Raw genomic sequence first — 20,867 nt, 5'->3', positions numbered from 1 at the left:
CGGGCGCAGTCACCCCCAGTGGGGCGGCTTCTCCCGCTTCATCGACTCCATCAGGTCTTCCGACGTGTCTCCCCAGCCACGCGGATCTTCGTCCTTGGCGCGCAGGCCGGCCAGCGGGTCGCGATGTGCGCTCTTTCCAGCTGCCTGCGCTGCGGTGGTGTCGGCAGGCAGGGCGTTGGCGATCGCCTCGTTGACCGACTGGGAATGGGCTACAGGCGTGTAGCTGCCGGTGAGCTTGACCGGGTTGGGCAGGTGCTGCGGAGGCGCGATGACCCGCGGGCGCTTGGTGCGCTTGCGCGGGCCATCGGCATTACTTGGCTGAGTCACCCTCGACTGCGCTTTCTGCTGCCGAGATCGGCTTCGGGGTTTCAGGCTGTTCTTCCTGCACCTTCGGCGCAGCCGGTTCGCTGGCTGCCTCGCTGGCAGGCACCGGAGGCGCCGGGGCCACCGACGCGCGGGCGGCAGGCTCCTCAGCAGCCACGCGGGCCGGCTTCAGCTCCAGGTAGCGGGCCAGCCGCTCGGTGACGGCGCCCGGGTCGGTGAATACGTCGATGGTCCACAGCGGGACGTAGCGCCAGCCGTGGTTCTCGAAGAAGTCAGGGCGCAGCCGGCTGCGTTCGCGCACGGTCAGCTCGGCGTAGTGCTCGGTGCCGTCGTAGACCACTGCCAACGGACGGATGTCCTTGCCGTCCACGTCGAATGCGTGGGCCGCGAGGTCAAGCACACCGCGGTAGTCCTCGGAGACGATCGCGCCGCGTTCGCGCAGGCGGCGGGCCAGGTCGGAGACCAGCGCGTCGAAGCGCGGATGGTTCAGCGACGGCATGCCCGAATCCCCTGCTTGGACCCGGCTGAACAGGTCGAAGAAGGCCTTGGCTCCATGGTGCAGGCGCGAGGTTTCAAGTTCACTTGGCTGCAGGCTGGAGACCAGCGTGAGCCGGGTGCGCGAGCGCGTGACAGCCGAAACGAACAGCTGCTCGCCGTTCTTAGCCGACAAGTCGCCGAACTCGTGCAGCGTCTTACCGTGCGGGGTGCGTCCGTAGCCCCAGGCGAAGATCACCGCATCGCGGCGCAGGCCGATCAGGCGGTTGACCGTGGTGACCACAAACGGCTCGCGCTTGGCGCGCAGGTGCTCCATCGCGTACTTGTGGTTCGGCAGCTGCACGCGGATGGCCTCTGCAATTGCCGCCGCGTGGATGCGGTTGGTCGCCACCACTGCCAGGGATTCGTCCGGGCGGGCGGCGAAGTGCTCGAAGACCAGGTCTACGATGCGCGCCACCTCGGCGGCCGTGGTCTGCACCCCGTCCTCGCTACTGGACAGCGTGCCGGTGGCATCAGGAACGTACTGCGCGGTGAGCTGGTCGCTGTGCGCGGCGGTGGCGATGGCCTGCGGCAGGCGAGAGATCGCGCCGTCGTAGTAGTCCTTGGACAGCTGCGCCACCAGGCCCTCGTCGATCCCCCGGTAGACGGTGGACAGGCGGCCGGAGACCAGCACCTTGTTCAGCGCCGACAGGGCAGAACGGTCTGCGCCGCGTTGGCCGATGCGGGCGGTGGGGTCCACCGACACCTCGAAGGGCTTGGGCCCACCGAGCATTTCATCGCCGATGGCAATGACCTGGCGGGAGCGGCGCACCGCGTCCAGCACCTCGCGCAGCGTCAGGTAGTTGGCTTCCAGCAGGATCACCGCATCGAACTCGGTGTCGTCGGGCAGCGCGGTGCCCAGCAGCAGTGGAGCGGAGACGAAGACAGGGGTCAGCGAGTTGACCAGCTTCTCCCCCAGCGCCAGCACCTGGGCGATGGAAATGTTGCCGCCCTTGAGCATGTCGCGCAACGCCTTGGAGGCGGCGCGATGGTCGTTCAGCGCTGCCTTCCAGTTCTTGGCCAGCTGCCAGCGGATGCGCGCAGGACCGGCGGCGATGTGTGCGCCGTCGGCCAGGCGGTAGTCCGCCTCGATCTTTTCAAGCTTCGCACCGTCGTTCATCGCCAGGAAGTCGTCCCCGGAGATCATCGCGTCGAGCACCGACTGCCACCAGGACAGCTCCAGCTCGGCGTCCACGGCGTCGGCGTCGATTTCCCGTTCGGCAAAGTCCGCCAGCAGGTCGCCCAGTCCGGCCTCTGCCAGCTGTTCAGCGATCAGCGTGCGCTCGGGCAGCTCGGTCAGGTCTTCCTTGTGGTCCACCAGTTCTGCGATTAGATCCAGCAGCTGGGCAATCGGCATTTCGCGCAGCTGGGCTCCGGTGCGGGCGGGCAGCATGGAGGCGAGCTTGTCGATGCGGGCCCCGGCGTCATGGTAGCCGGCCTCCACGTCAAGCAGCCCGCCCGGAACCTGCGGGTTGCGCTGGGAGGTGGCGTGGGCGCGCCAGGCATCGCGCTGCAGGGCCACCGCCTGCAGGGCTGCCTGCAGGTCTGGAACGTGCATGCCCGGGCGCACGTATTCCTTGGCGATCTTGCGCAGGCGCGAGCGCACCAGCGAGCCCATTTCCACACCGTGTTCGCGGCGCCAGGCGCTGGTGGCGGTGGCGGCGATCAAGTCGTCGATGTCACCCTCGAAGATGTCGGATTCGAACTTGTCCAGCGATCCGCGCACGGCAACCAGCAGCTGCAGCTGGTCGCCCCACTTGTCGTAGCTGTTCTCCAGGCGGATCTGGGACTGCTCGGCGATCTTGAGCATGTGCTCATGCAGGATCGGCAGGTCGCGGCCCAGGCCGCTGGCAAGGTTCAGCGCCTGCGCGGTGGCTTCCTGGTTGCGCAGCGGCGCCCCGTGCCACGGGCTGGTGGTGTGCTCCTTGGAGAACGCGCCGAGCTGCGCGGCGCGCTTGAGCTGGGCGGCGACGTGGCCGCGCTGGCCCATGGAGTCCAGCACCGAACGCTTCAGCCGCACGGTGGTGCTCGGCGCAGGGTTCAGCGCGGAGAGGCGCGCCAGCTCCTGCATCGACTGGTAGGGCGAGCAGCCCCAGCGGCTGCGCACCGAGTGCAGCGACTTCACATGTTCGCCCAGCGCATGCCGGGTTTCGCGCAGGCGCTTGAACAGGTTCCCCAGCTGCGGTTCTATGGCCCGCTCGTTGCGCAGGATGGCACGGGTCAGCTGCTTGCGTACAGCCTCCGGATCCTCGTTGGGCTCAAGCAGCAGGCTGGCCGCATCGAGCTGTTCGTTGAAGCGCGCAACGAACTCTTCGGCGGCGCTGCGCTGTTCGGCGATCACCAGCACGCGCTTGCCGGAGGCGGCCAGGGCTGCGGCGGCGTTCAGTGCGGTCTGCGTGGCGCCGGTGCCAGGGGCCGCGTTGATAGCCACGGATTCGCCGGCGGCGATGTATTCGAGCATGCGCGACTGCGATTCGTCGGCATCCAGCAGGTAAAGCTCGGATTCAGGGTCGCGCTCATCGGAGTTCGTGGCCAGTGTGGTGGTGCCGGTGTGCACCTTGCGGGTCTTGGACTCCTCCGATTTGCGGCCCAGCAGGTTCTTGACCAGCGAGCGGCGCGAGCTCGGCTCCTGCGACGCATCATCCGAGGCGGCCGGGGCGGCGGTGCTCACCGGCTTGGCGTTCTTGGAGGCAACAAGGTTGGCCAGCGCGGTGGAGCCCTTGGTTGCTTCGGCCACCTTGGCGGCGCGCACCGCCTGCTTTTCGCTGGCGTCGTAGTTGATCAGCGCCTCGATCACCGGGTGCGAACCGGTCAGCTTCTTGGGGTCTGCCGGGTCGATCAAGTCGGAGAAGGTGGACAGCAGCAGGCGGTGGCCTACCACTACCCCGGGAACCTCTGCCATCTGGTGGCGCAGGGCGTCCATGCCGCGCACCGGGTCAAAGCGGGCGATGGAGTAGGCAGCGGCGTCCACCGCAGCCACGTCCACCTTGGCGTTGTGGTCTGCCTCGAACTGGCGCACGAAGGCCGGGGAGACCTCGGCGCGGCCCACCAGCTGCAGGTCGTAGTCGTCGGCGTCCTGGTGCTTGGTCAGGGTGATGCGACCGAGCATGATCGGCGCGGAGACCGGCTCGCTCTTGCCCTCGTGCACGGCGCGCCAGTTGGCTACGCCGGCGGCCAGGTAGCCCACGTCGATGCCGCGCTCGTCCCACAGCTGGGAAATCTTGGAGGACAGCGCCCGGGCGGTGCGGCGCGCGGTGGCGTACTGCTCCGCGTCGTGCAGCAAGGTGGACAGGCGCGTGCGGCGCCCTGCCAAAAACTGCGCCAGGCCCGAGGGGTTGGAGTGGGTGATGTCGATGCTATTGGATGTCGACGGCGCAAAGCGCAAAGTAGTGTCGGCCCCGGCACTTTGTCCCAGGGATTTCACCCAGAGAGCCACGCGATCGGCAGCAGCATTCTGAGAACTGGTCACGACAGTAATTCCCTTCACTTACCCGCACCTACAGCGGTGCTGCGCACCTGCGCACGCACCTCTTTCTAACGTAGTGCACGGGCGGCGAATCTGCGGTGCGCGAAACACGTTTTGCAGTTAAACGCAGGAAGTGAAACTCCCCTCCGATTGTTTTCGCCTCGACCTGAATCGGCGGCAGAGTTATGCACTGGAACGAGGGTCGAAGGCTAGTGTTCTGCCGCAGCCGGTGCCGCCCAGCGGAACCGATCAACGAACCCAGCCAGGCCCGGAACCAACATGAGGATTCGCAGCAGGACATATCCGAGCGCTCCGCCGGCGACATTCGAAACAAGGTCGCTTGAATCGGCGATGTGTCCACCGCCGAATAGATCTTGGACCAGCAGCTGGGTTGCTTCAATTCCCAGGCTTGAGGCAATGACGGCAAGCATCACTTTCCACCATGCGGGCTGGGAAAGCACTAGTGCAAACAGGATGCCCAACGGGACAAAAACCAGCATATTGGTGAGCGCATCCATGAGTTCATAATCGGCGAAGGGGACGTAGACAATGCCTGAATCCCAAGCCTCCGTGCGAGGCGGCGCGTTGAGGATGATCGGGAAAATCGTATTCCCGACGATGCCCGCCGCATAAATTCCCAAAGCGGCGGCGACCAGGACGCGGGGAATGGAGAAGAGCTGTTTCACCTTGAGGCGCCACGCCAAAAGCACGAAAACCACGAGGCCAAGCGGCACTACGACCGGAAGCACCGGAACCTCAACAAATGGAGACTGCATGAGCTTAATTTTAGATATGCCGCAACAGCTTTCATGGCTAGCAAAACCGCAAGTGCGGTTAAACGCACAGAGCGAAACCTGCGCAGTGCACAAGTTTCGCTCTGTCATGGTCGGAGCCTAGAAGGCTACTCCCATTCGATGGTTGCAGGCGGCTTGCTGGTCACGTCCAGCACCACGCGGTTCACGCCGTCCACCTCATTGGTGATGCGGTTGGAGATGCGCGAAAGCAGATCGTAGGGCAGGTGCGACCAGTCGGCGGTCATGGCATCCTCGGAGGATACCGGACGCAGCACGATCGGGTGGCCGTAGGTGCGGTGATCGCCCTGGACGCCCACGGAGCGTACGTCGGCCAGCAGCACTACTGGCATCTGCCATACTTCGTTGTCCAGGCCGGCTGCGGTCAGCTCGGCGCGGGCAATCGCGTCGGCCTTGCGCAGGATCGACAGGCGCTCCTCGTTGACGGCGCCGATGATGCGGATGCCCAGGCCTGGGCCCGGGAACGGCTGGCGGTTGACGATTTCCTCTGGCAGGCCCAGTTCGCGGCCCACTGCACGGACCTCGTCCTTGAACAGCGCGCGCAGCGGCTCGACGAGCTCGAACTGCAGGTCCTCCGGCAGGCCGCCCACGTTGTGGTGGCTCTTGATGTTGGAGGTGCCTTCGCCGCCGCCGGACTCGACGATGTCCGGGTACAGGGTGCCCTGGACCAGGAACTTCACCGGCTCGCCCTCGGATGCAGCCTCGGCGACGATTGCTGCCTCTGCCGCTTCGAAGGCGCGGATGAATTCGCGGCCGATGATCTTGCGCTTGGTCTCCGGATCGGTCACGCCGTCCAGAGCAGTCAGGAAGCGCTCGCGCTCGTCGGCGATGTACAGCTTGGCGCCGGTGGAAGCGACGAAGTCCTTCTCCACCTGCTCTGCTTCGCCTTCACGCAGCAGGCCGTGGTTCACGAACACACAGGTCAGCTGGTCGCCGATGGCCTTCTGCACCAGGGCAGCGGCCACAGCGGAGTCGACGCCGCCGGACAGGCCGCAAATGGCCTTGCCGGTGCCGACCTGGGCGCGGATGATTTCAACCTGCTCTTCGACAATGTTGTCAGCGGTCCAGTCGGCCTTCAGGCCTGCACCGTTGTACAGGAAGTTTTCCAGCACGTCCTGGCCGAACTCGCAGTGCTTGACCTCTGGGTGCCACTGCACGCCGTAGAGGCGCTTCTCTTCGTTGGCGAAGGCGGCAACTGGTGCGCCGGCGGTGGTGGCCAGCACGTCGAAGCCCTCTGGAGCCTTGGAGACGGAGTCGCCGTGGCTCATCCAGACGGTCGGAGGGACGGTGGCGCCGGCAAGGATCGAACGGGCTTCGCCGTTGAACTCCGAGGCGGTGCGGCCGTACTCGCGCAGGCCGGTTTCGGCTACGGTGCCGCCCAGGGCGTTGGCCATAGCCTGGAAGCCGTAGCAGATGCCCAATACCGGCACGCCGGCGTCGAACAGATCTGCCCCGACAGATGGGGCGCCATCGGCGTAAACGCTGGAAGGACCACCCGAGAGGATGATCGCTGCAGGGTTCTTGGCCAGAATGGCTTCGGTGGACAGGGTGTGCGGAACGATCTCCGAGTACACTCGGGCTTCACGAACGCGGCGGGCGATGAGCTGCGCGTATTGGGCCCCGTAGTCGACGACCAGAACCGGCTTATGTTCTGGAGTTTGGGAAGCAGTAGTCACCATTACAGTCTACGTGCTCAACAGGGTGTGAAACAGCACAGTTCGCGTTATCCGGTACACCAAATTCGTCACAGTTGAAGCAAACAGCAGCGGGCCGCACTCCCCCGGGTGGGAAGTACGGCCCGCTGGCGAAATCTTTCCAGGCTCTAGTAGCGCTTTGCTGCCTTCGGATGCGCTTCAAGTTCGCGCATGACATCGGCGTGCACGCGCTTCTCGGTGAAGAAGGACAGGAACGGCACCACGCCGCCCAGCGCAATGGTAATGAAGCGGGCAAATGGCCAGCGCATTAGCGACCAAAGGCGGAAGTCCGCGAACAGGTACACAACATACAGCCAGCCGTGGGCGATCAGGATGCCCAGCGAGGCGTTGAAGCCGCCGGAGACTTCTGCGCGGTTGAGCAGGCCGATGGAGTTGGTTCCGCCGTCGATCAGGTCGCCGCCGATGAACAGCTCCAGCTGCCAGAAGTACTTGAGGACCATTTCAAGGCACAGCAGCAAGAGCATCACGCCGGTGACGTAGGCGAAGACCTTGTAGAACGCCGCGGCCGAACGGATCTGTGCCGGGGTGCCTCCGAACTTGCGTGGGCTGGAGGCTGGGGTGGTGCTGGACATTGTCACGTGATCCTTCCGTGGCGGTCAGTGCGTTGTTCTTGGTAGTTCTAGTATGCCCGGTCAAGAGCAGCGGGCAGGCGGCTCTTAGGCGTGGGAGCTGTCCTGGCCGCCGGGTTCTTCCGCCGCATTCTTTCTTGCCTGGGCCGCCGCCTGTTCGGCAATCTGCTCCATGTCGCGCTGGTAGTCGTCGCGAACCATGCGGTACCAGAGGAAAAGTGCGAATCCGGCGAACACGACCCATTCGATGCCATAGAAGACATTAAGCCAGTTGGTCTGCGCTTCCTGCGGCTGCGGTCCGACGTACACCGTGTCGATGCCTGCCTGCTTGACCTGGTCTCCGCGGGCGGTTTTCATGTCGTGGGCGACGATGAATCCGGAGTAGACGGTGTTGTCCCAGGTGTTTGAGAGCTGTGCCGAGGACAGGGTTGCCAGCGTAGGGCTGCGCAGGTCGTGCTCGTTTTCAGGGCCTTCTGATGGCATGAGCCGGCCGGTGATTTCCAGCTTTCCGCTGGGCACCTCGCTGGGCTTGGTTGCTTCCGGCTGCCAGCCGCGCACCACGGCAATCGAGGCGTCATCGGGTGCGCCGTCGACCATGAATTCGGAGACTACCCAGACGCCTTTTTGGCCATCATGCAGGCGCGGGGCGATCATCTCATCGGTGCCTTTGACGAAGCTTCCGCTCATGGTCACGATCTGGTCGGCTTTGTTGCCCATCAGTTCGACACCGACGTTATGGTGGCCCACCAGCGGAACGGCCTTCTCCGTTTTGTCGATTTTCACCGGAGGTTCAGTTTCGGATGAGCCGAACTGCCATCCGGACAGTGCGACGAAGCCGGTCGCCAAAAGCAACGCGGCAAGCAACGCAAGAAGCCATTTAGGTTTGAAGGCAGTTTTCAGCACCCTTTAACCGTACTTCTATTGGGCGTAGAAGTCATAACGCCCCAGCGTGCGGTTGCTTACCTTGCGTCTGGCCATTCTTCGTGGACGCCATACCGGAGGATAACGTGTCCATGCGAGCTCCCAGGCTGCATCACGAACCATCAGTGACAAGTCGTTCTCCAGTCCAAACCCACTTCAACCTCTCCCCTGGCCGAACACCCCAGGGTGTCCGGTGTGGGAGCGGACTGCAAAGATCTCGGAGGAGGCCGGTCTGGCCGCACGGGATGATCACCCCCTGCTCATGCCGAAACGCGGTTCTCTTTCAGAAGCCCTACGAGAGCGTCGCCATGTGTCAAGTGCAGGTGGTGGCCAGCTCCTTCAATAGAAATCAGTTCCCTGTTTGAAACATCCTTGAACAGTTCGATAAATTCAGGCATCAGCGGATCACCAGTTCCGGTGATGATGCGAACCGGTCCGCGGAATCGAGCCAAGGCGCTTTGGAGCTCACCTCGCCATTTTCTTGATCCGGCTCTGGCTAGTTGTGCTGCAACATGCTTGGAGCTGCCTCGCCGCAAGTCCTGGACGCTAGACTCAAGCTCGTCCTTGTACGCAACCGCCCCTGTCAGCCGCTGCGACAGTTGAGCGGGATTCACATGCCGCAGGTAGGCACCCACAAAAGTTTTAAAGCGTGCAATTCCACCCTTCGAATCTTGGAGGAAGAACGGCGCAATCAACGTCAGGGACCTGACCTGCTCAGGGAAGCGATCGGCCGCTGTCACGGCTGCCGCTGCACCCATCGAATGGCCGATCAGGTCAACGGGGTCCTGTGGGAGTACGGCAGGGAGCCAGCGGTCCCAAGAATTGATTCCTTCGCCGCCGCTGAGCCCTAGTCCAGGCAGATCTACTGCCTTGCCGTTGATTCTTTCGGCCACCGATGCCCAGGTGTCGGCGTTGACTGGCAATCCGGGGAAAATCAGTTTCTCCGACCCAACCGTCCCTAGTTCGAAAGTCTTTATTCCGCCGAGGTCGCTGAAACGGCGCTGCCCGCCACTGGTTTGGCCGAAACGGCGTGCAGCCATATAGTCCGCCCAACGGTGTAGCGCCCCGTTTACCTCCGGCATGCTGATGCCATGGCGGTCGGCCAGGGCCAAGGCACTCTCTGTCGGATAGCGGTCTTCCGACAAGAAGACCAGAGTTTCTGGATCGGCCTTGCTCATCCAGTGCGGCAGGCGCTTGATGATCTGGACCGGCACCGTCAGCCGCGGAACTTTGGCCCCCAAATGTTTGCCGATATCAGCCAGAAGCCCCGCGAGTGGCGGAGTATTGTCGTCAAGGACCCAATAGGACTGCCCGGCGGCCTGTTGATCGACTGCTGCCGCTGCCATGAACTCGGCCAGGTAATCCACCGTGACCACGGGAAGAAACGTCGATTCGTTACCTGGCAACGCGGTGGCCTTGCCCTCCCAGATTTGTTTGACCGTACCGGCCAGACCGATGATCTGGTCTGATTCGCCTGTCTTGCTGTCCCCAATCACGCTTGATGGATTAACGATCGTCCAAGGAATGCCTCGTTCCTGGACCAGTGCTTGGAAAATCGCATCCGATTCAATTTTCGATGCTTCGTACGGTCCAAGATCACGGTATGCGACGGTGCGATATCGCTCTGACCATGGGATTAGCGAGGGGTCCTGCCCGCCTACCCTGTAGCCAGAAATATGCACAATGCGCTGTAGTCGGGGAAGGTCTTCGGCAAAATCAATCAGCTTTTCGACGATTCCGACGTTCGCATGCCTTGCTTCTTCTGCGTTCATTCCGAATTTGAAAGAGGCGGCGCAATTATGGATCTCCGTAATATCGGAGAAAGCCTGCGAACCGCCGGCAAGGATTTCCGAAGCCTCAAAGTCGACGAGCACGGTGTTGACGTCGTTATTCAGCCCTTGAGAATGAAGCCATGTTTTTAATCGCTGGCCAGACGCTGCGCTGCGGACTGTAGCGGTGACAGTTGTTCCGGACTGGGCGAGACAGAGTACGAGGTATCGCCCCACAAGTCCGGACGCCCCGAAGACCAGTGCATGGCGAGGGTGGGTAAGAGACGTCATGACCGCTCCCCTGCCATTTGGCATCGCTGATTAATGAGTGCTGCTACCACGTCAGCCGCGGACTTGAGTGGTTGAGTACTCTGCATAGCGCGTGAAACGATCACCGAACCCTCGATCGTAGAAACAATTACGGTAGCCAGATCACGAGCTTCGGCTGAGAGCAATCCGCTGGCTTCCAGCAGCGCCGTCGTCGGTGCAATCCAAGATTCGAATGCCTGGGCGCAGGCCTGTCTCAATCGTTCACTTTCCGCCCCCATCTCTAGGGTCACGACGGATACAGGGCAGCCCAGCCGAAAATTGCTCCGCCCCACGATATCCGCCAAGGCCTCAATTGCGTATCGAGCAGCAACGGCGGGACTACCTGCTGAATTCGATGCCTCGGCAATGAGATCTCCAAACTGCTTCGCGGCAAGTTCTACGGCTGCTACGCCCAACCCTTCTTTGCCATCAGGGAAGTGAAAATACACGGAACCTTTGGGTGCTGAGGCATGGTCAATCACCGCGTTGAGGCCGGTGCCGCTATAACCATTGGCCTGTATGAGCTCAAGCATGGACTCTGCGAGCCGAGCTTTTGTTTGCTCTCCTTTAGTTGTCATGAGTTAAAAATAGACCAGTCTATATATTTTTGCAATCTGCCGGTGAACTGAAAATTAGTTCGCGATCAAGGCCGAAGGGGCATATCAAGTCGGATGGAACTTTTACCCTTGAAACTAGGGCAATTGACACTTGATGATCGAGATTTGGCCTCTGCAGCTGTCCCAAACGCAGTAACGTCCGCCATGAACTCATGGCGGACGCTACTTGATGCGCTATTTACTTAGTTAGATCGTCTCGAACGTCCTTTGCGGCGTCCTTGACGTTTTCTCCGGCCTGTTTGGCCTTCGCAGCCGCTTGGTCCTTCACTCCTTCGGCTTGCAACTTCTCATTGTCAGTTGCATCGCCGACACTTTCCTTGATCTTGCCGGAGACTTCCTGCGCTTTGTTCTGGATCTTATCGCCGAGGCCCATACTGCCGCCTTCCTTCCGAACTGAGATGGGTGGAATGCCAAGCAGTCAATGTTCCGCTTGGTGTAATGCCACGCTACCGATCGGTATATTGGACTTCCAACTGTTCTCAGCTAGCACCCAGATAAGCTAAAAATTCCTTAAATTTCCATGAAAACCAGCCGATGATTCGAGCTCAATTCAGCAGCAAGACAGACAAAAAATCGACAGCCTTATGGTCAACTTGCCAGTTGACCATAAGGCTGTCGTAGATGCTCTGAAGCGTTAAGGCTTAGTAGCGGTCAGACTCGTAAGGCGAAACGACGACGTCCACGCGCTGGAATTCCTTCAACGTGGAGTAGCCGGTGGTTGCCATGGAGCGACGCAGCGCGCCCACCAGGTTCGAGGTGCCATCGGTTTCATGCGATGGGCCGTTGAGCACGCGTTCCAGCGGGCCGACGGTGCCGACGTAGGCGCGGTCGCCGCGTGGGCTTGCCTCGTGGACTGCTTCCATGCCCCAGTGGTAGCCGGCGCCCGGTGCTTCCTCGGCGCGTGCCAGCGCGGTGCCGAGCATGACAGCATCGGCGCCCATGGCGATGGCCTTGACGATGTCACCGGAGTTGCCCATGCCGCCGTCGGCGATGACGTGAACGTAGCGTCCGCCGGACTCTTCGATGTAGTCGCGGCGCGCCGCTGCAACATCGGCAATGGCAGTGGCCATCGGCGCGTGGATGCCCAGGGTGCGGCGGGTGGTGGAGGATGCTCCGCCGCCAAAGCCCACGAGCACACCGGCGGCGCCGGTGCGCATCAGGTGCATGGCTGGGGTGTAGCCGGCTGCGCCGCCCACGATCACTGGGACATCGAGTTCGTAGATGAATTGCTTGAGGTTCAGCGGCTCGGTGCTCTTGGACACGTGCTCCGCCGAAACGGTGGTGCCGCGGATGACGAAGATGTCCACGCCTGCGTCGACCACGGTCTTGTAGAACTGCTGGGTGCGCTGCGGGGTCAGCGAGCCAGCGACGACGACGCCGGATTCGCGGATCTGCGCCAGGCGGGAGGTGATCAGCTCTGGCTGGATTTCAGCCGAGTACAGCTCCTGCAGCTTGGCGGTGATCTTCGGATCGTTGCGGGTGCCGGATTCGCTCTTCAGACCAGCGATTTCCGCCAGCACCGAGGTTGGATCCTCGTAGCGGGTCCACAGGCCCTCAAGGTTCAGCACGCCCAGGCCGCCCAGCTCGCCCAGGGCGATGGCGGTCTCAGGGGAGGTTACCGAGTCCATTGGCGCACCCAGGATCGGGGTGTCGAACTGGAAGGCATCGATCTGCCAGGAGACCGACACGTCCTTCGGGTCGCGGGTACGGCGATTCGGTACGATCGCTACGTCGTCCAGGGAATATGCCTTAGTGGCCCGCTTGCCGCGGCCGATCTCAATCTCATTACTCACGACACTAGGTTATCAAGAGTGGCCGGGTTTCCCGCCGTCCATGACTAGAAACCCGGCTATTCCAGCGTCTACTGCGCCACAATCCTAGACACGAAGCTGAGCAGCGGCCTCGGCGAGCGCGACGGCTGCCTGCTCTTCCGCGGCGGCAATCTGCTCCATGGCATCGGCCATGGCCGCGAATAATGCTGCCGGTTCAAGCTCGGCGAAAATCAGCTGGGAGAAGTCGATCCACAGCGCGGCCAGTGAAGCGTAGTTGGCGGCGTACTCCCCCAGCGCTTCCAAGCCGGGAAGCTCTGCGGCTTCGTCGAGGAAGTCGGCATACTGTCCACGCAGGCCGCCGATGCCGCCGAAGCGGGTGTCGGAGAGGAATCCTGCCAGCTGTTCGAGTGCCTGCTCGCGCTGGCCTCCATCGGCGAACAGCTGCGCCCACCCGGTCTTGCCTTCACTATCGCGCAGCCGGGCCGCGAAGGTGTGCATGCCGGCGATGCCGAAGTTCTTGGCGAAGTGCGCTGGGATGCCGCGCAGTTCGCTGGTGCCCAGTAGACGCGCCGTGGTCTCTGCAATCGCGTCGAGCACGTTGGAAGCCAGTGCTTCCGGCTTGGGCGATCGGCGCGAGACCACCCATGCCTGCCAGAACTTCTCGCGCTTGCGCTTGGCGCGGGCGGCGGTCAGGTCCTCGGGGCTGATCGGGTTCAGCGAACCGGAACCGTCGTCAACCAGGAGGTCGTCTTCGTAGTCGCCGACGACTGCCAGGTCGATGGTGTCTGCCTCGTCGACATCTTCTGGGTCGATCCAGGGCAGGGCGTTCACTGCCACGCGGACCACTACGGCGCGTCCGGCATCCAGGCCGGCGTCCAGGTATTCGGCGGCGCGGATTGGCGAGCTGGTGGTGCGTTCAAGGAGCTTGGCCCCGCTGCGGGTGAGCAGGTTCTGGGTGTACGGCTCGGGGTGGGAACGGGTGATCAGCGCAACCGATACGTCGTCTTCGTCCAAGAAGCTGTGTTGCATGAAGCCGATGCCTCCGGCCAGTCCAGCCAGCATCGCCTCGGTGAATGGCAGCCCGGTGACGGGATTGACGACGCCTGCCTGGGTGAAGACGCGGTGCCACAGCGCGGCGTCGTACTGCATGACGTTCTCTGGCGCCGGGTACTCGGGAAGCTCTTCTTCTTTCTTGGTGGTCTTCTTCGGCTTGGACGAGGAGGAATTCGAAGGAGAAGATGCGGCGGCGGCTGCTTGGTCCCTTTCGCGCTGCTCCTTGCCGTAATTGCGTGCTGCTGCGGCACGGGCGGCCTTGGGGCTTTCCGGCTTGTTGGTCATGATGTTCTTGCGGGCGGTGGTGTAGCTTTCACCGGTGCGTTCCATGCGTTCGCGGGTGAGCTTCTTCAAGTTCTTCGGCTGAACCACTGGGATCAATAACCTTTCAATCACCGGCGTGTTGGCAGGTTGTCCCCGCCATGCGCACCTCGCACCGCCATCAGGCAATTCTACGTGGCCAACTGTCAGTTCACAGCACTGGAGATGCCGGTATTGGATACCTCACTATGACGCCTTCAACTCCCGGTGCAACCTCCCCGACAGTTAGAATTAGTACATTGACTAATCTGCTGGCCGACTGTGCCGCACCTGGGGGATCAAAGAATGACTCGTGTGGGGACACGTTGGATATTCGCTGCAATCGGCGGCTATGCCTTGGCGCTGGTGCTCATCGCGTTGTGGCCTACCCCGGTAGACCAAAGTGCAGGTCCCTGGCTCAATGAATTCCTTGCCAAGCTGCACCGACACGGCTTCCCGAAGTGGATTGGCTATCGCAAGGTCGAATTCGGCGCCAATATCCTGTTCTTCCTCCCGCTCGGCTTGTTGGCCATGTGGTGGACCCGCAGGTTTCGAGTCACTTTGATCCTCGGTGTGGCACTGTCTGGACTTATCGAGCTCTCGCAGCTGCTGTTCCTCCCGAACCGCTATCCGTCGCTGTGGGACATTCTGGCCAATTCCCTGGGAACCTTGTGCGGAGCGGTGCTCTTCATCGCCTACCTGTGGTTTGAAGAACGGCGCATGCGACGCGATTTTGCCAGCACCTGATGAAAATGCCGCAAGCCGGCACACAGGTGCACTTGACCCCCGGAGCGATCGCTTCGGGGGTCAACTTTTTGGTTCGGAGCTACTATGCTTCTTTCGCGACAGCGTAGGCGGTGGCCCACACTTCTACCTTGTCCTTCATGGCAAATGTGACGGTTTCGCTCTGCAGACTGTCTACTGATACTTCGATCCCGGGATCTGCCGGAACGTTTGGACCGCACGAGCCGCTGGCAAAGGTCTTGCCGTTCTCATATTGCAGCTCCCAGGCAGAAGCCGCGCTGCAGTTGATCAAGAATCCAACTGATTCATATTTCACCGGCAGCTCGCCGATGGCAATGCTCGGTGAGCCCTTGGTATGGACCTGGGACAGAATGGTCGTGTCCTTGAGCAGCTTGTTGACGCTTTCTTGCTGCTTGCCGAAGGGAGAAACTGTTTCTTCTGCCGCTTTGGAGGTCTTGGGTGCCGACGATTGTGCCGGCGCCGCGCTGGGTTCTTGGCTCGGGGCGGCCGCGGAACCTCCACCGGCAGTGCAGCCTGTCAACCCGATTCCAGACATTGCCACAACAGCAAACACACCATAAATTCGAGTCTTCATGGCTAAAGATTATGCGACGTTGCGAATAAAAGTACTCAACTCACGAATATTAAGGCTCAAACGACAAACCCCGCCTCTGCCGCGGCGATGGGCCGGGGCAAAGGCGGGGTTCGTTTAGATGCATTTAGCGCGAACGGTAGTTCGGTGCCTCAACGGTCATCATGATGTCGTGCGGGTGCGATTCCTTCAGACCTGCTGCGGTGATGCGCACGAACTTGCCGCGCTCCTTGAGTGCAGGAATGGTTGGGCCGCCCACGTAGAACATGGTCTGGCGCAGGCCGCCGACCAGCTGGTGAACCACTGCCGACAGCGGGCCGCGGTAGGGAACCTGGCCTTCGATGCCTTCCGGAATCAGCTTCTCGTTGGAAGGCACGTCCGACTGGAAGTAGCGGTCCTTGGAGTAGGAGGTGTTCTTGCCGCGGGTTTCCATGGCGCCCAGCGAACCCATGCCGCGGTAGGCCTTGAACTGCTTGCCGTTCATGAACACCAGGTCGCCTGGGGACTCTGCGGTGCCTGCCAGCAGGGAGCCGAGCATGACCGAGTCGGCGCCGGCAACCAGTGCCTTGCCGATGTCGCCCGAGTACTGCAGGCCGCCGTCGGCGATCAGCGGCACGCCGGCTGGGATGGCAGCCTTGGCGGATTCGTAGATGGCGGTGACCTGCGGAACGCCCACGCCGGCAACGATGCGGGTGGTGCAGATGGAGCCTGGGCCCACGCCGACCTTGATGGCGTCTGCGCCTGCGTCGATTAGCGCCTTGGCTCCGTCGTAGGTGGCAGCCTGGCCGCCGATAACGTCTACGTGGGCCGCGGCTGGATCCTTCTTCAGGCGCGCGATCATCTCGAGCACGCCCTGGGAGTGGCCGTTAGCGGTGTCGACGACCAGTGCGTCAACGCCAGCGTCGATCAGGGTCATCGCGCGCTCGTAGCCTTCGCCAAAGAAGCCAACGGCGGCGGCTACGCGCAGACGGCCTTCGTCGTCCTTGGTAGCCAGCGGGTACTGCTCAGCCTTGTCGAAGTCCTTGACGGTGATCAGGCCGGTGAGCTTGCCGTCGTTGTCCACCAGCGGCAGCTTCTCGATGCGGTTCTTGGACAGCAGGCCGATGACCTCTTCGCGGGAAACGCCTTCCTTCGCGGTGATCAGCGGGGTGCTGGTCATGACCTCGTATACCTTGGTGGTCATAAACTGTTCGCGCGGCACAAAACGGGTGTCGCGGTTGGTGATGATGCCGACCAGCTTGTGGTTCTCGTCGACTACCGGCAGGCCGGAGACGCGGTACTGGGCGCACAGTTCGTCCCAGTCGGCAAGGGTGGCACCCGGGTGCACGGTGACAGGGTCGGAGATCATGCCCGACTCGCTGCGCTTAACCTGGTCAACCTGCTTGGCCTGGTCCTCGATGGACAGGTTGCGGTGGATCACGCCGATGCCGCCCTGGCGTGCCAGTGCAATGGCCATAGGTGCTTCGGTGACGGTGTCCATGGCGGCCGAGCTGATTGGCACGTGGATGTTAATGCGCTTGGTGAAGCGGGTGGTGGTGTCGGCGTCGGATGGGATCACATCCGTCGGACCAGGCAGCAGCAGCACGTCGTCGTAGGTGAGTCCTTCGAAGGCAAAGGGGTTGAACTCAGTCACGTATGAACCTTTCGGTGCGAAAGCGGAGGTTGCTTATTATGTTAGAACTCTTTTAACCTCCGTGGGATTCCCGATTGACCCACTGTGTCCAAGCTCATGCCCTCGCCGCGTCATACTGTGCTCTCAGCCCTCGGAACTGTGGCCCTTGTAGCCTGTGGCGCGGCGGAAGGCCGCCTCGAATTCATCTGCGGCGCTGTCCACGAAAGTCTTGGACAGGTGGGTGTCATCCAGATAGGTAAGCACATTGCCGATGACCGCCTTGCAAGTGCCTTCCGGACATAGCAGCTCGGTCAGGTCCAGCGAGATGACCTTGCTGCCGTAGTCCTTGGAATCAAGCCATTCGTCCACCGGATTGACCGCATTCAGCCGCTCGGAGGCGGCGCGGTCGCAGCGTGTGGTGTCGGACTTCTTGGAATCCGCGCATTCGGGAATCGAGTATTCATAGCGCGGGGTGTCCCGCACGGCGATCACCTTGCTGCCGGCTTCCAGGAATGGCTGGATGGATTCGTCGAAGTTGTCCACCAGGTATTCCTGCTCGCCGGGGCTGCGCCCGTCCTCATCATAGCTGGCAGCTGTCATGCTGCCTGTTGCCATGACCCAGGTCGGTGCAATGCGTGCAACATACTCCTGGGCGGCATCCTGGAAGTCCGCACACTCCTGAACGTCGCGGGCGGCGTCCGAGCCATAGCGGCAGCCCGGGTGGTAGACCATGATCCAGCTTCCGCCGGAGTTCTCCATCATCTTCGACGCGGCGTCGGACCAGTGCTGGATGTGCGAGTCGCCCAAGAGCAGCAGCACCGGCTTGCCCGGGGCGAAGTCACCACCCTGCGAACAGAAGATGATGCGCTCGTCATCCGGAGAGTTCTCCCCCGAGCATCCTTCGCCCGGAGTCTGCCATTCGCCTTCTAGGTCGGTAGCCAAGGGCAGCGTCAGGGCCGCGGGCGACGGATCCCAATCCTTCGGAGCGGTGGCGCCCGGGTTTTCGGTCGCCGACTGAGTCGCGGCCACGGTGCGGCGGTATTCGACCTTCCCCTCCCAAGCAAGAGCCGGAATGCTGGCGGCGCCCACGCCGATCACCAGAACCAGCAGTCCTCCAACTAGCTGGGCCTGCCGCCCCACGGGGAACCCGCCAAAGTCGACAGTTGACTGCCACTGGGCCAGTGGCTTCTCCACCAGATTGGTAGAGCACCAGGCAAGGGCGATGGAGACCGCGATGAGCACGGAGCCTGCAAGGAAGCCCGCCTCCGCATTGCCGCTGAGGCCAAGGTAGAAGACCAGCAGCGGCCAGTGCCACAGGTACATGCCGTAGGACAGGTCGCCGAGCTTTGTCAGCGGTGCGACTGACAATATACCGGCGGGATTGGCCCAGCGGCGCGGAGCAGGGGCGGCAATGATCAACGCCGCACCAACTGTCGGAACCAACGCCATATAGCCGGGGAACTGCCCCTGGACATCCATCAGCGCACCGCAGGAAACAACGGTGGCCAGTCCGGCCCAGCCGCCGAAGCGACGCAGCATCTGCGGAAGCTTTTCGAACAGCGGCATGGCCAAAGCCACCAGGGAACCAAGGGCGAATTCCCACAGCCGAGCCCCGGTATGGTAGTAGGCGATCTGTTGGTTGCTTGCGGTGATCTGGATTGAGTAGGACAGCGATCCGGCGAAGATGATCGCGAATGCAGCGCCCGCAACCCAAGAGAAGTTGATCTTGGAGAAGAACAGCTTCCACACCACCGCACAGAAAGCCAAGACCAGCGGCCAGATGATGAAAATCTGCCCCTGCACCGACAGCGACCAGAAGTGCTGCAGCGGAGAGGAGGAAGAGTGGTCGAAGTTGTAGTAGTCGACTTGGTTCGCCGCCAAGTACCAGTTCTGCTTATAGAGCAGCGAGGCGAAGGACTGGTCGATCAGCGCCGGCCACTTGTTGGATGGCAGCAACAGCCAAGAAGCGGCAATGATGGAAACAATTACCACGGCGGCCTGGGGCACCAGCCTGGAGAAGCGATGCGCCCATGCACCGAGCACCTTGGGCCTTTCACCGCGCGAAATGCGCTTTGCTGTCGAGGCAGTGAGGAAGTACGCCGAGAGCATCAAGAAGATGTCCACTCCCCCGGAGACCCGGGAGAACCAGATGTGATAAAGCATCACTAAAAGCACGGCCAGAGCGCGCAAACCTTGCAAGTCGCTCCTAAAACCGGCCTTCTTCTCGGTTTCGTTCGGAGTGGCAATTGTTGTCGACACGTAGTGGTGCTTTCGTCGGGGGCAATACCAGCTGGGATTGCGGCCGCGGCCCATCCCAGACATCCGTCGATACTACCAAGGAAGAATTTGTCTTCCATTTGAACAGATAGATATTCATCGGCATTTATCAGGTAGAAGTCGATTTACCGGACGGTGACGTGCTTAAAATTCTTTAGATAGCTCAACAAAGTTTTCTTGAGCTTCAGGTTTGCATGGATGCAGGGAGTAATCTTGCACAGGCAATCCAGGCGACGTTGAACACTCGAATACAGTACTTTTCTAGGATTCCTAGGCGTCCGCTTCTTTCGGTTCAAACATGCGCAATGGATGGCGGGACGCGCAAACTCTAAGCACGAGTCCCACAATCACCAACGTAGGAAGGAATGCCAGCATCTTGTTTCCAAGTTGCGTTCCAGGACTGTTTCCGGGGCCCAAAGCGAAATCTACAGGTATAGCAGCTAGCGGATAGTCGGGATCCAAGACGACATCAAAAGTACTTCCCAGCTCCATTGAACGCAGACCTGGTAAATCCCAAGAGAGATCAAGCCGACGGCCATTTACGTCAACTTTTGCGGGTTCTCCCGAGCGTCCGGATGTCTTATGGCTAACCAGAGTAGCTTGGTGGTGTGGAGCCGTGGCAACCAGTTTCTCGCTACGTTCAAAGTCCTGGTTGTCCGCATCAATGAACCACATCCCTAAGCCAACTGCGACAAGTACGCTCAGCACAATTATTGAAAATCGCACTTTTTTGGTGCAAATTGCAGGGCAAGAACGACCTTTTCAAAACGACCAGGCGCTGGCTTAATTCCCCTCGACCTAGCAATATGTGCCGGCCTGTCAAACTTCAAGAGAATCCCGTCGAGCGCAATCCAACTAATTCCAGCAACGAATATCGGCGCTAACGCAACCAGTTCATAGTCGATTTCTGCAGCAGCCTGCCAATCCTGGTTGGGACCGACTACATACAAGTCACCTTGCATCGCCTCATCAGGGTCTTCAACCAGATATACGCGACTCCCTGTAGACAATAGGAAATTTCCGCAATCGGTGACGGCATATCGTTCAGATTTCGAACCGGCTAAGCCGGTGATCTTGACCTTGATACTGCAGTCGTCGAGATCTTGCGATACAACCTCGCCGACAAATGATTTCTCAGTCAAGGTGAATTCGGCTACTCTTCGGTTCTCGTCAATCGCCACAACGGAAATCAATAGCGTCACGCAAACCATGAATACTAAGCTGCACGCTACAAGGACTTTGCGTCCTTTCCGCGAGATTGACCGGCGCAGATTGTACCAAGGAACGCGTTTGCGCTGAGGATGATACCGCCCATATCGCCGCTGTGACATGACCCCAAACTTTCCACGCAGGATATTAGATATTGCTACAAATTACCGTGTGCACGGTCGAAGCTCTAATTTGAGTGCAGAAATGCCGCTGCCGGATCAAGCGAAAGATCAATCCGGCAGCGGCATCAGCTACTGAGGTTGGGAAACCTT

The 20,867-nt window shown here is 61.2% G+C and carries 16 protein-coding genes; 1 reads left to right on the top strand and 15 read right to left on the bottom strand.

The features are described 5' to 3' along the window. Positions 1-9: 9 nt before the first annotated feature. The 11 genes from AUR04nite_RS15515 to AUR04nite_RS15465 form a co-directional block, all read right to left on the bottom strand. Complete coding sequence (locus AUR04nite_RS15515) at positions 10-327, bottom strand: hypothetical protein (RefSeq protein WP_141366791.1); 318 nt, start codon at positions 325-327, stop codon at positions 10-12. Next, positions 311-4,327: a DUF4011 domain-containing protein gene (locus AUR04nite_RS15510; RefSeq protein ID WP_174787894.1), complete on the bottom strand. Its 4,017-nt coding sequence runs from the start codon at positions 4,325-4,327 to the stop codon at positions 311-313. Before AUR04nite_RS15510 ends, AUR04nite_RS15515 begins: the two co-directional genes overlap by 17 nt. 206 nt (positions 4,328-4,533) lie before the next feature. Then, positions 4,534-5,100, bottom strand: a complete 567-nt coding sequence (locus tag AUR04nite_RS15505; protein ID WP_170184243.1) for a VanZ family protein — start codon at positions 5,098-5,100, stop codon at positions 4,534-4,536. A 125-nt stretch (positions 5,101-5,225) separates the two neighbouring features. Further along, positions 5,226-6,815, bottom strand: a complete 1,590-nt coding sequence (gene guaA, locus AUR04nite_RS15500; protein WP_141366786.1) for a glutamine-hydrolyzing GMP synthase — start codon at positions 6,813-6,815, stop codon at positions 5,226-5,228. A gap of 143 nt (positions 6,816-6,958) precedes the next feature. After that, complete coding sequence (locus AUR04nite_RS15495; RefSeq protein WP_141366784.1) at positions 6,959-7,423, bottom strand: DUF3817 domain-containing protein; 465 nt, start codon at positions 7,421-7,423, stop codon at positions 6,959-6,961. A gap of 84 nt (positions 7,424-7,507) precedes the next feature. Further along, complete coding sequence (locus AUR04nite_RS15490; RefSeq protein WP_141366781.1) at positions 7,508-8,323, bottom strand: SURF1 family cytochrome oxidase biogenesis protein; 816 nt, start codon at positions 8,321-8,323, stop codon at positions 7,508-7,510. Positions 8,324-8,601: 278 nt separating this feature from the next. Continuing rightward, complete coding sequence (locus AUR04nite_RS15485) at positions 8,602-10,401, bottom strand: alpha/beta fold hydrolase (RefSeq protein WP_141366779.1); 1,800 nt, start codon at positions 10,399-10,401, stop codon at positions 8,602-8,604. Then, positions 10,398-10,997 carry a TetR/AcrR family transcriptional regulator gene (locus tag AUR04nite_RS15480; protein WP_246055561.1) on the bottom strand — a complete coding sequence of 200 codons (600 nt, stop codon included), beginning with the start codon at positions 10,995-10,997 and terminating at the stop codon, positions 10,398-10,400. The genes AUR04nite_RS15485 and AUR04nite_RS15480 overlap by 4 nt, the downstream gene beginning before the upstream one ends. Before the next feature lie 217 nt (positions 10,998-11,214). Then, positions 11,215-11,409, bottom strand: a complete 195-nt coding sequence (locus tag AUR04nite_RS15475) for a CsbD family protein (protein WP_141366777.1) — start codon at positions 11,407-11,409, stop codon at positions 11,215-11,217. Positions 11,410-11,677: 268 nt separating this feature from the next. Next, the gene (locus AUR04nite_RS15470; RefSeq protein WP_141366775.1) at positions 11,678-12,829 is read right to left on the bottom strand and encodes a GuaB3 family IMP dehydrogenase-related protein; all 1,152 of its coding nucleotides are present in this window, start codon (positions 12,827-12,829) and stop codon (positions 11,678-11,680) included. 84 nt (positions 12,830-12,913) lie between these two features. Further along, positions 12,914-14,233, bottom strand: coding sequence for a DUF4872 domain-containing protein (locus tag AUR04nite_RS15465; RefSeq protein ID WP_141366773.1), 1,320 nt, complete (start codon positions 14,231-14,233; stop codon positions 12,914-12,916). A gap of 243 nt (positions 14,234-14,476) precedes the next feature. Here AUR04nite_RS15465 and AUR04nite_RS15460 point away from each other — a divergent pair, with 243 nt between their 5' ends. Continuing rightward, on the top strand, positions 14,477-14,908 hold the full coding sequence (locus AUR04nite_RS15460; protein WP_170184242.1) for a VanZ family protein: 432 nt from the start codon (positions 14,477-14,479) through the stop codon (positions 14,906-14,908). Positions 14,909-14,990: 82 nt separating this feature from the next. Here AUR04nite_RS15460 and AUR04nite_RS15455 read toward each other — a convergent pair whose 3' ends face one another. The 4 genes from AUR04nite_RS15455 to AUR04nite_RS15440 all read right to left on the bottom strand — a co-directional run bounded on the left by AUR04nite_RS15455 (position 14,991) and on the right by AUR04nite_RS15440 (position 20,588). Continuing rightward, positions 14,991-15,500, bottom strand: coding sequence for a hypothetical protein (locus tag AUR04nite_RS15455; RefSeq protein WP_141366769.1), 510 nt, complete (start codon positions 15,498-15,500; stop codon positions 14,991-14,993). 124 nt (positions 15,501-15,624) lie between these two features. Beyond that, the gene (guaB, locus tag AUR04nite_RS15450; RefSeq protein ID WP_141366767.1) at positions 15,625-17,130 is read right to left on the bottom strand and encodes an IMP dehydrogenase; all 1,506 of its coding nucleotides are present in this window, start codon (positions 17,128-17,130) and stop codon (positions 15,625-15,627) included. A 123-nt stretch (positions 17,131-17,253) separates the two neighbouring features. Beyond that, entirely contained in the window at positions 17,254-19,308 is a 2,055-nt protein-coding gene (locus AUR04nite_RS15445) for an acyltransferase family protein (protein ID WP_170184241.1), read from the bottom strand. A gap of 788 nt (positions 19,309-20,096) precedes the next feature. After that, positions 20,097-20,588, bottom strand: a complete 492-nt coding sequence (locus AUR04nite_RS15440) for a hypothetical protein (RefSeq protein WP_141366762.1) — start codon at positions 20,586-20,588, stop codon at positions 20,097-20,099. Positions 20,589-20,867: the final 279 nt, after the last annotated feature.

This window comes from Glutamicibacter uratoxydans (assembly GCF_006539925.1).
GTDB classification, from domain to species: domain Bacteria; phylum Actinomycetota; class Actinomycetes; order Actinomycetales; family Micrococcaceae; genus Glutamicibacter; species Glutamicibacter uratoxydans.
The sequence above is the reverse complement of the archived record's forward strand: the minus strand, read 5'-3'. Positions and strand labels throughout refer to the sequence as shown.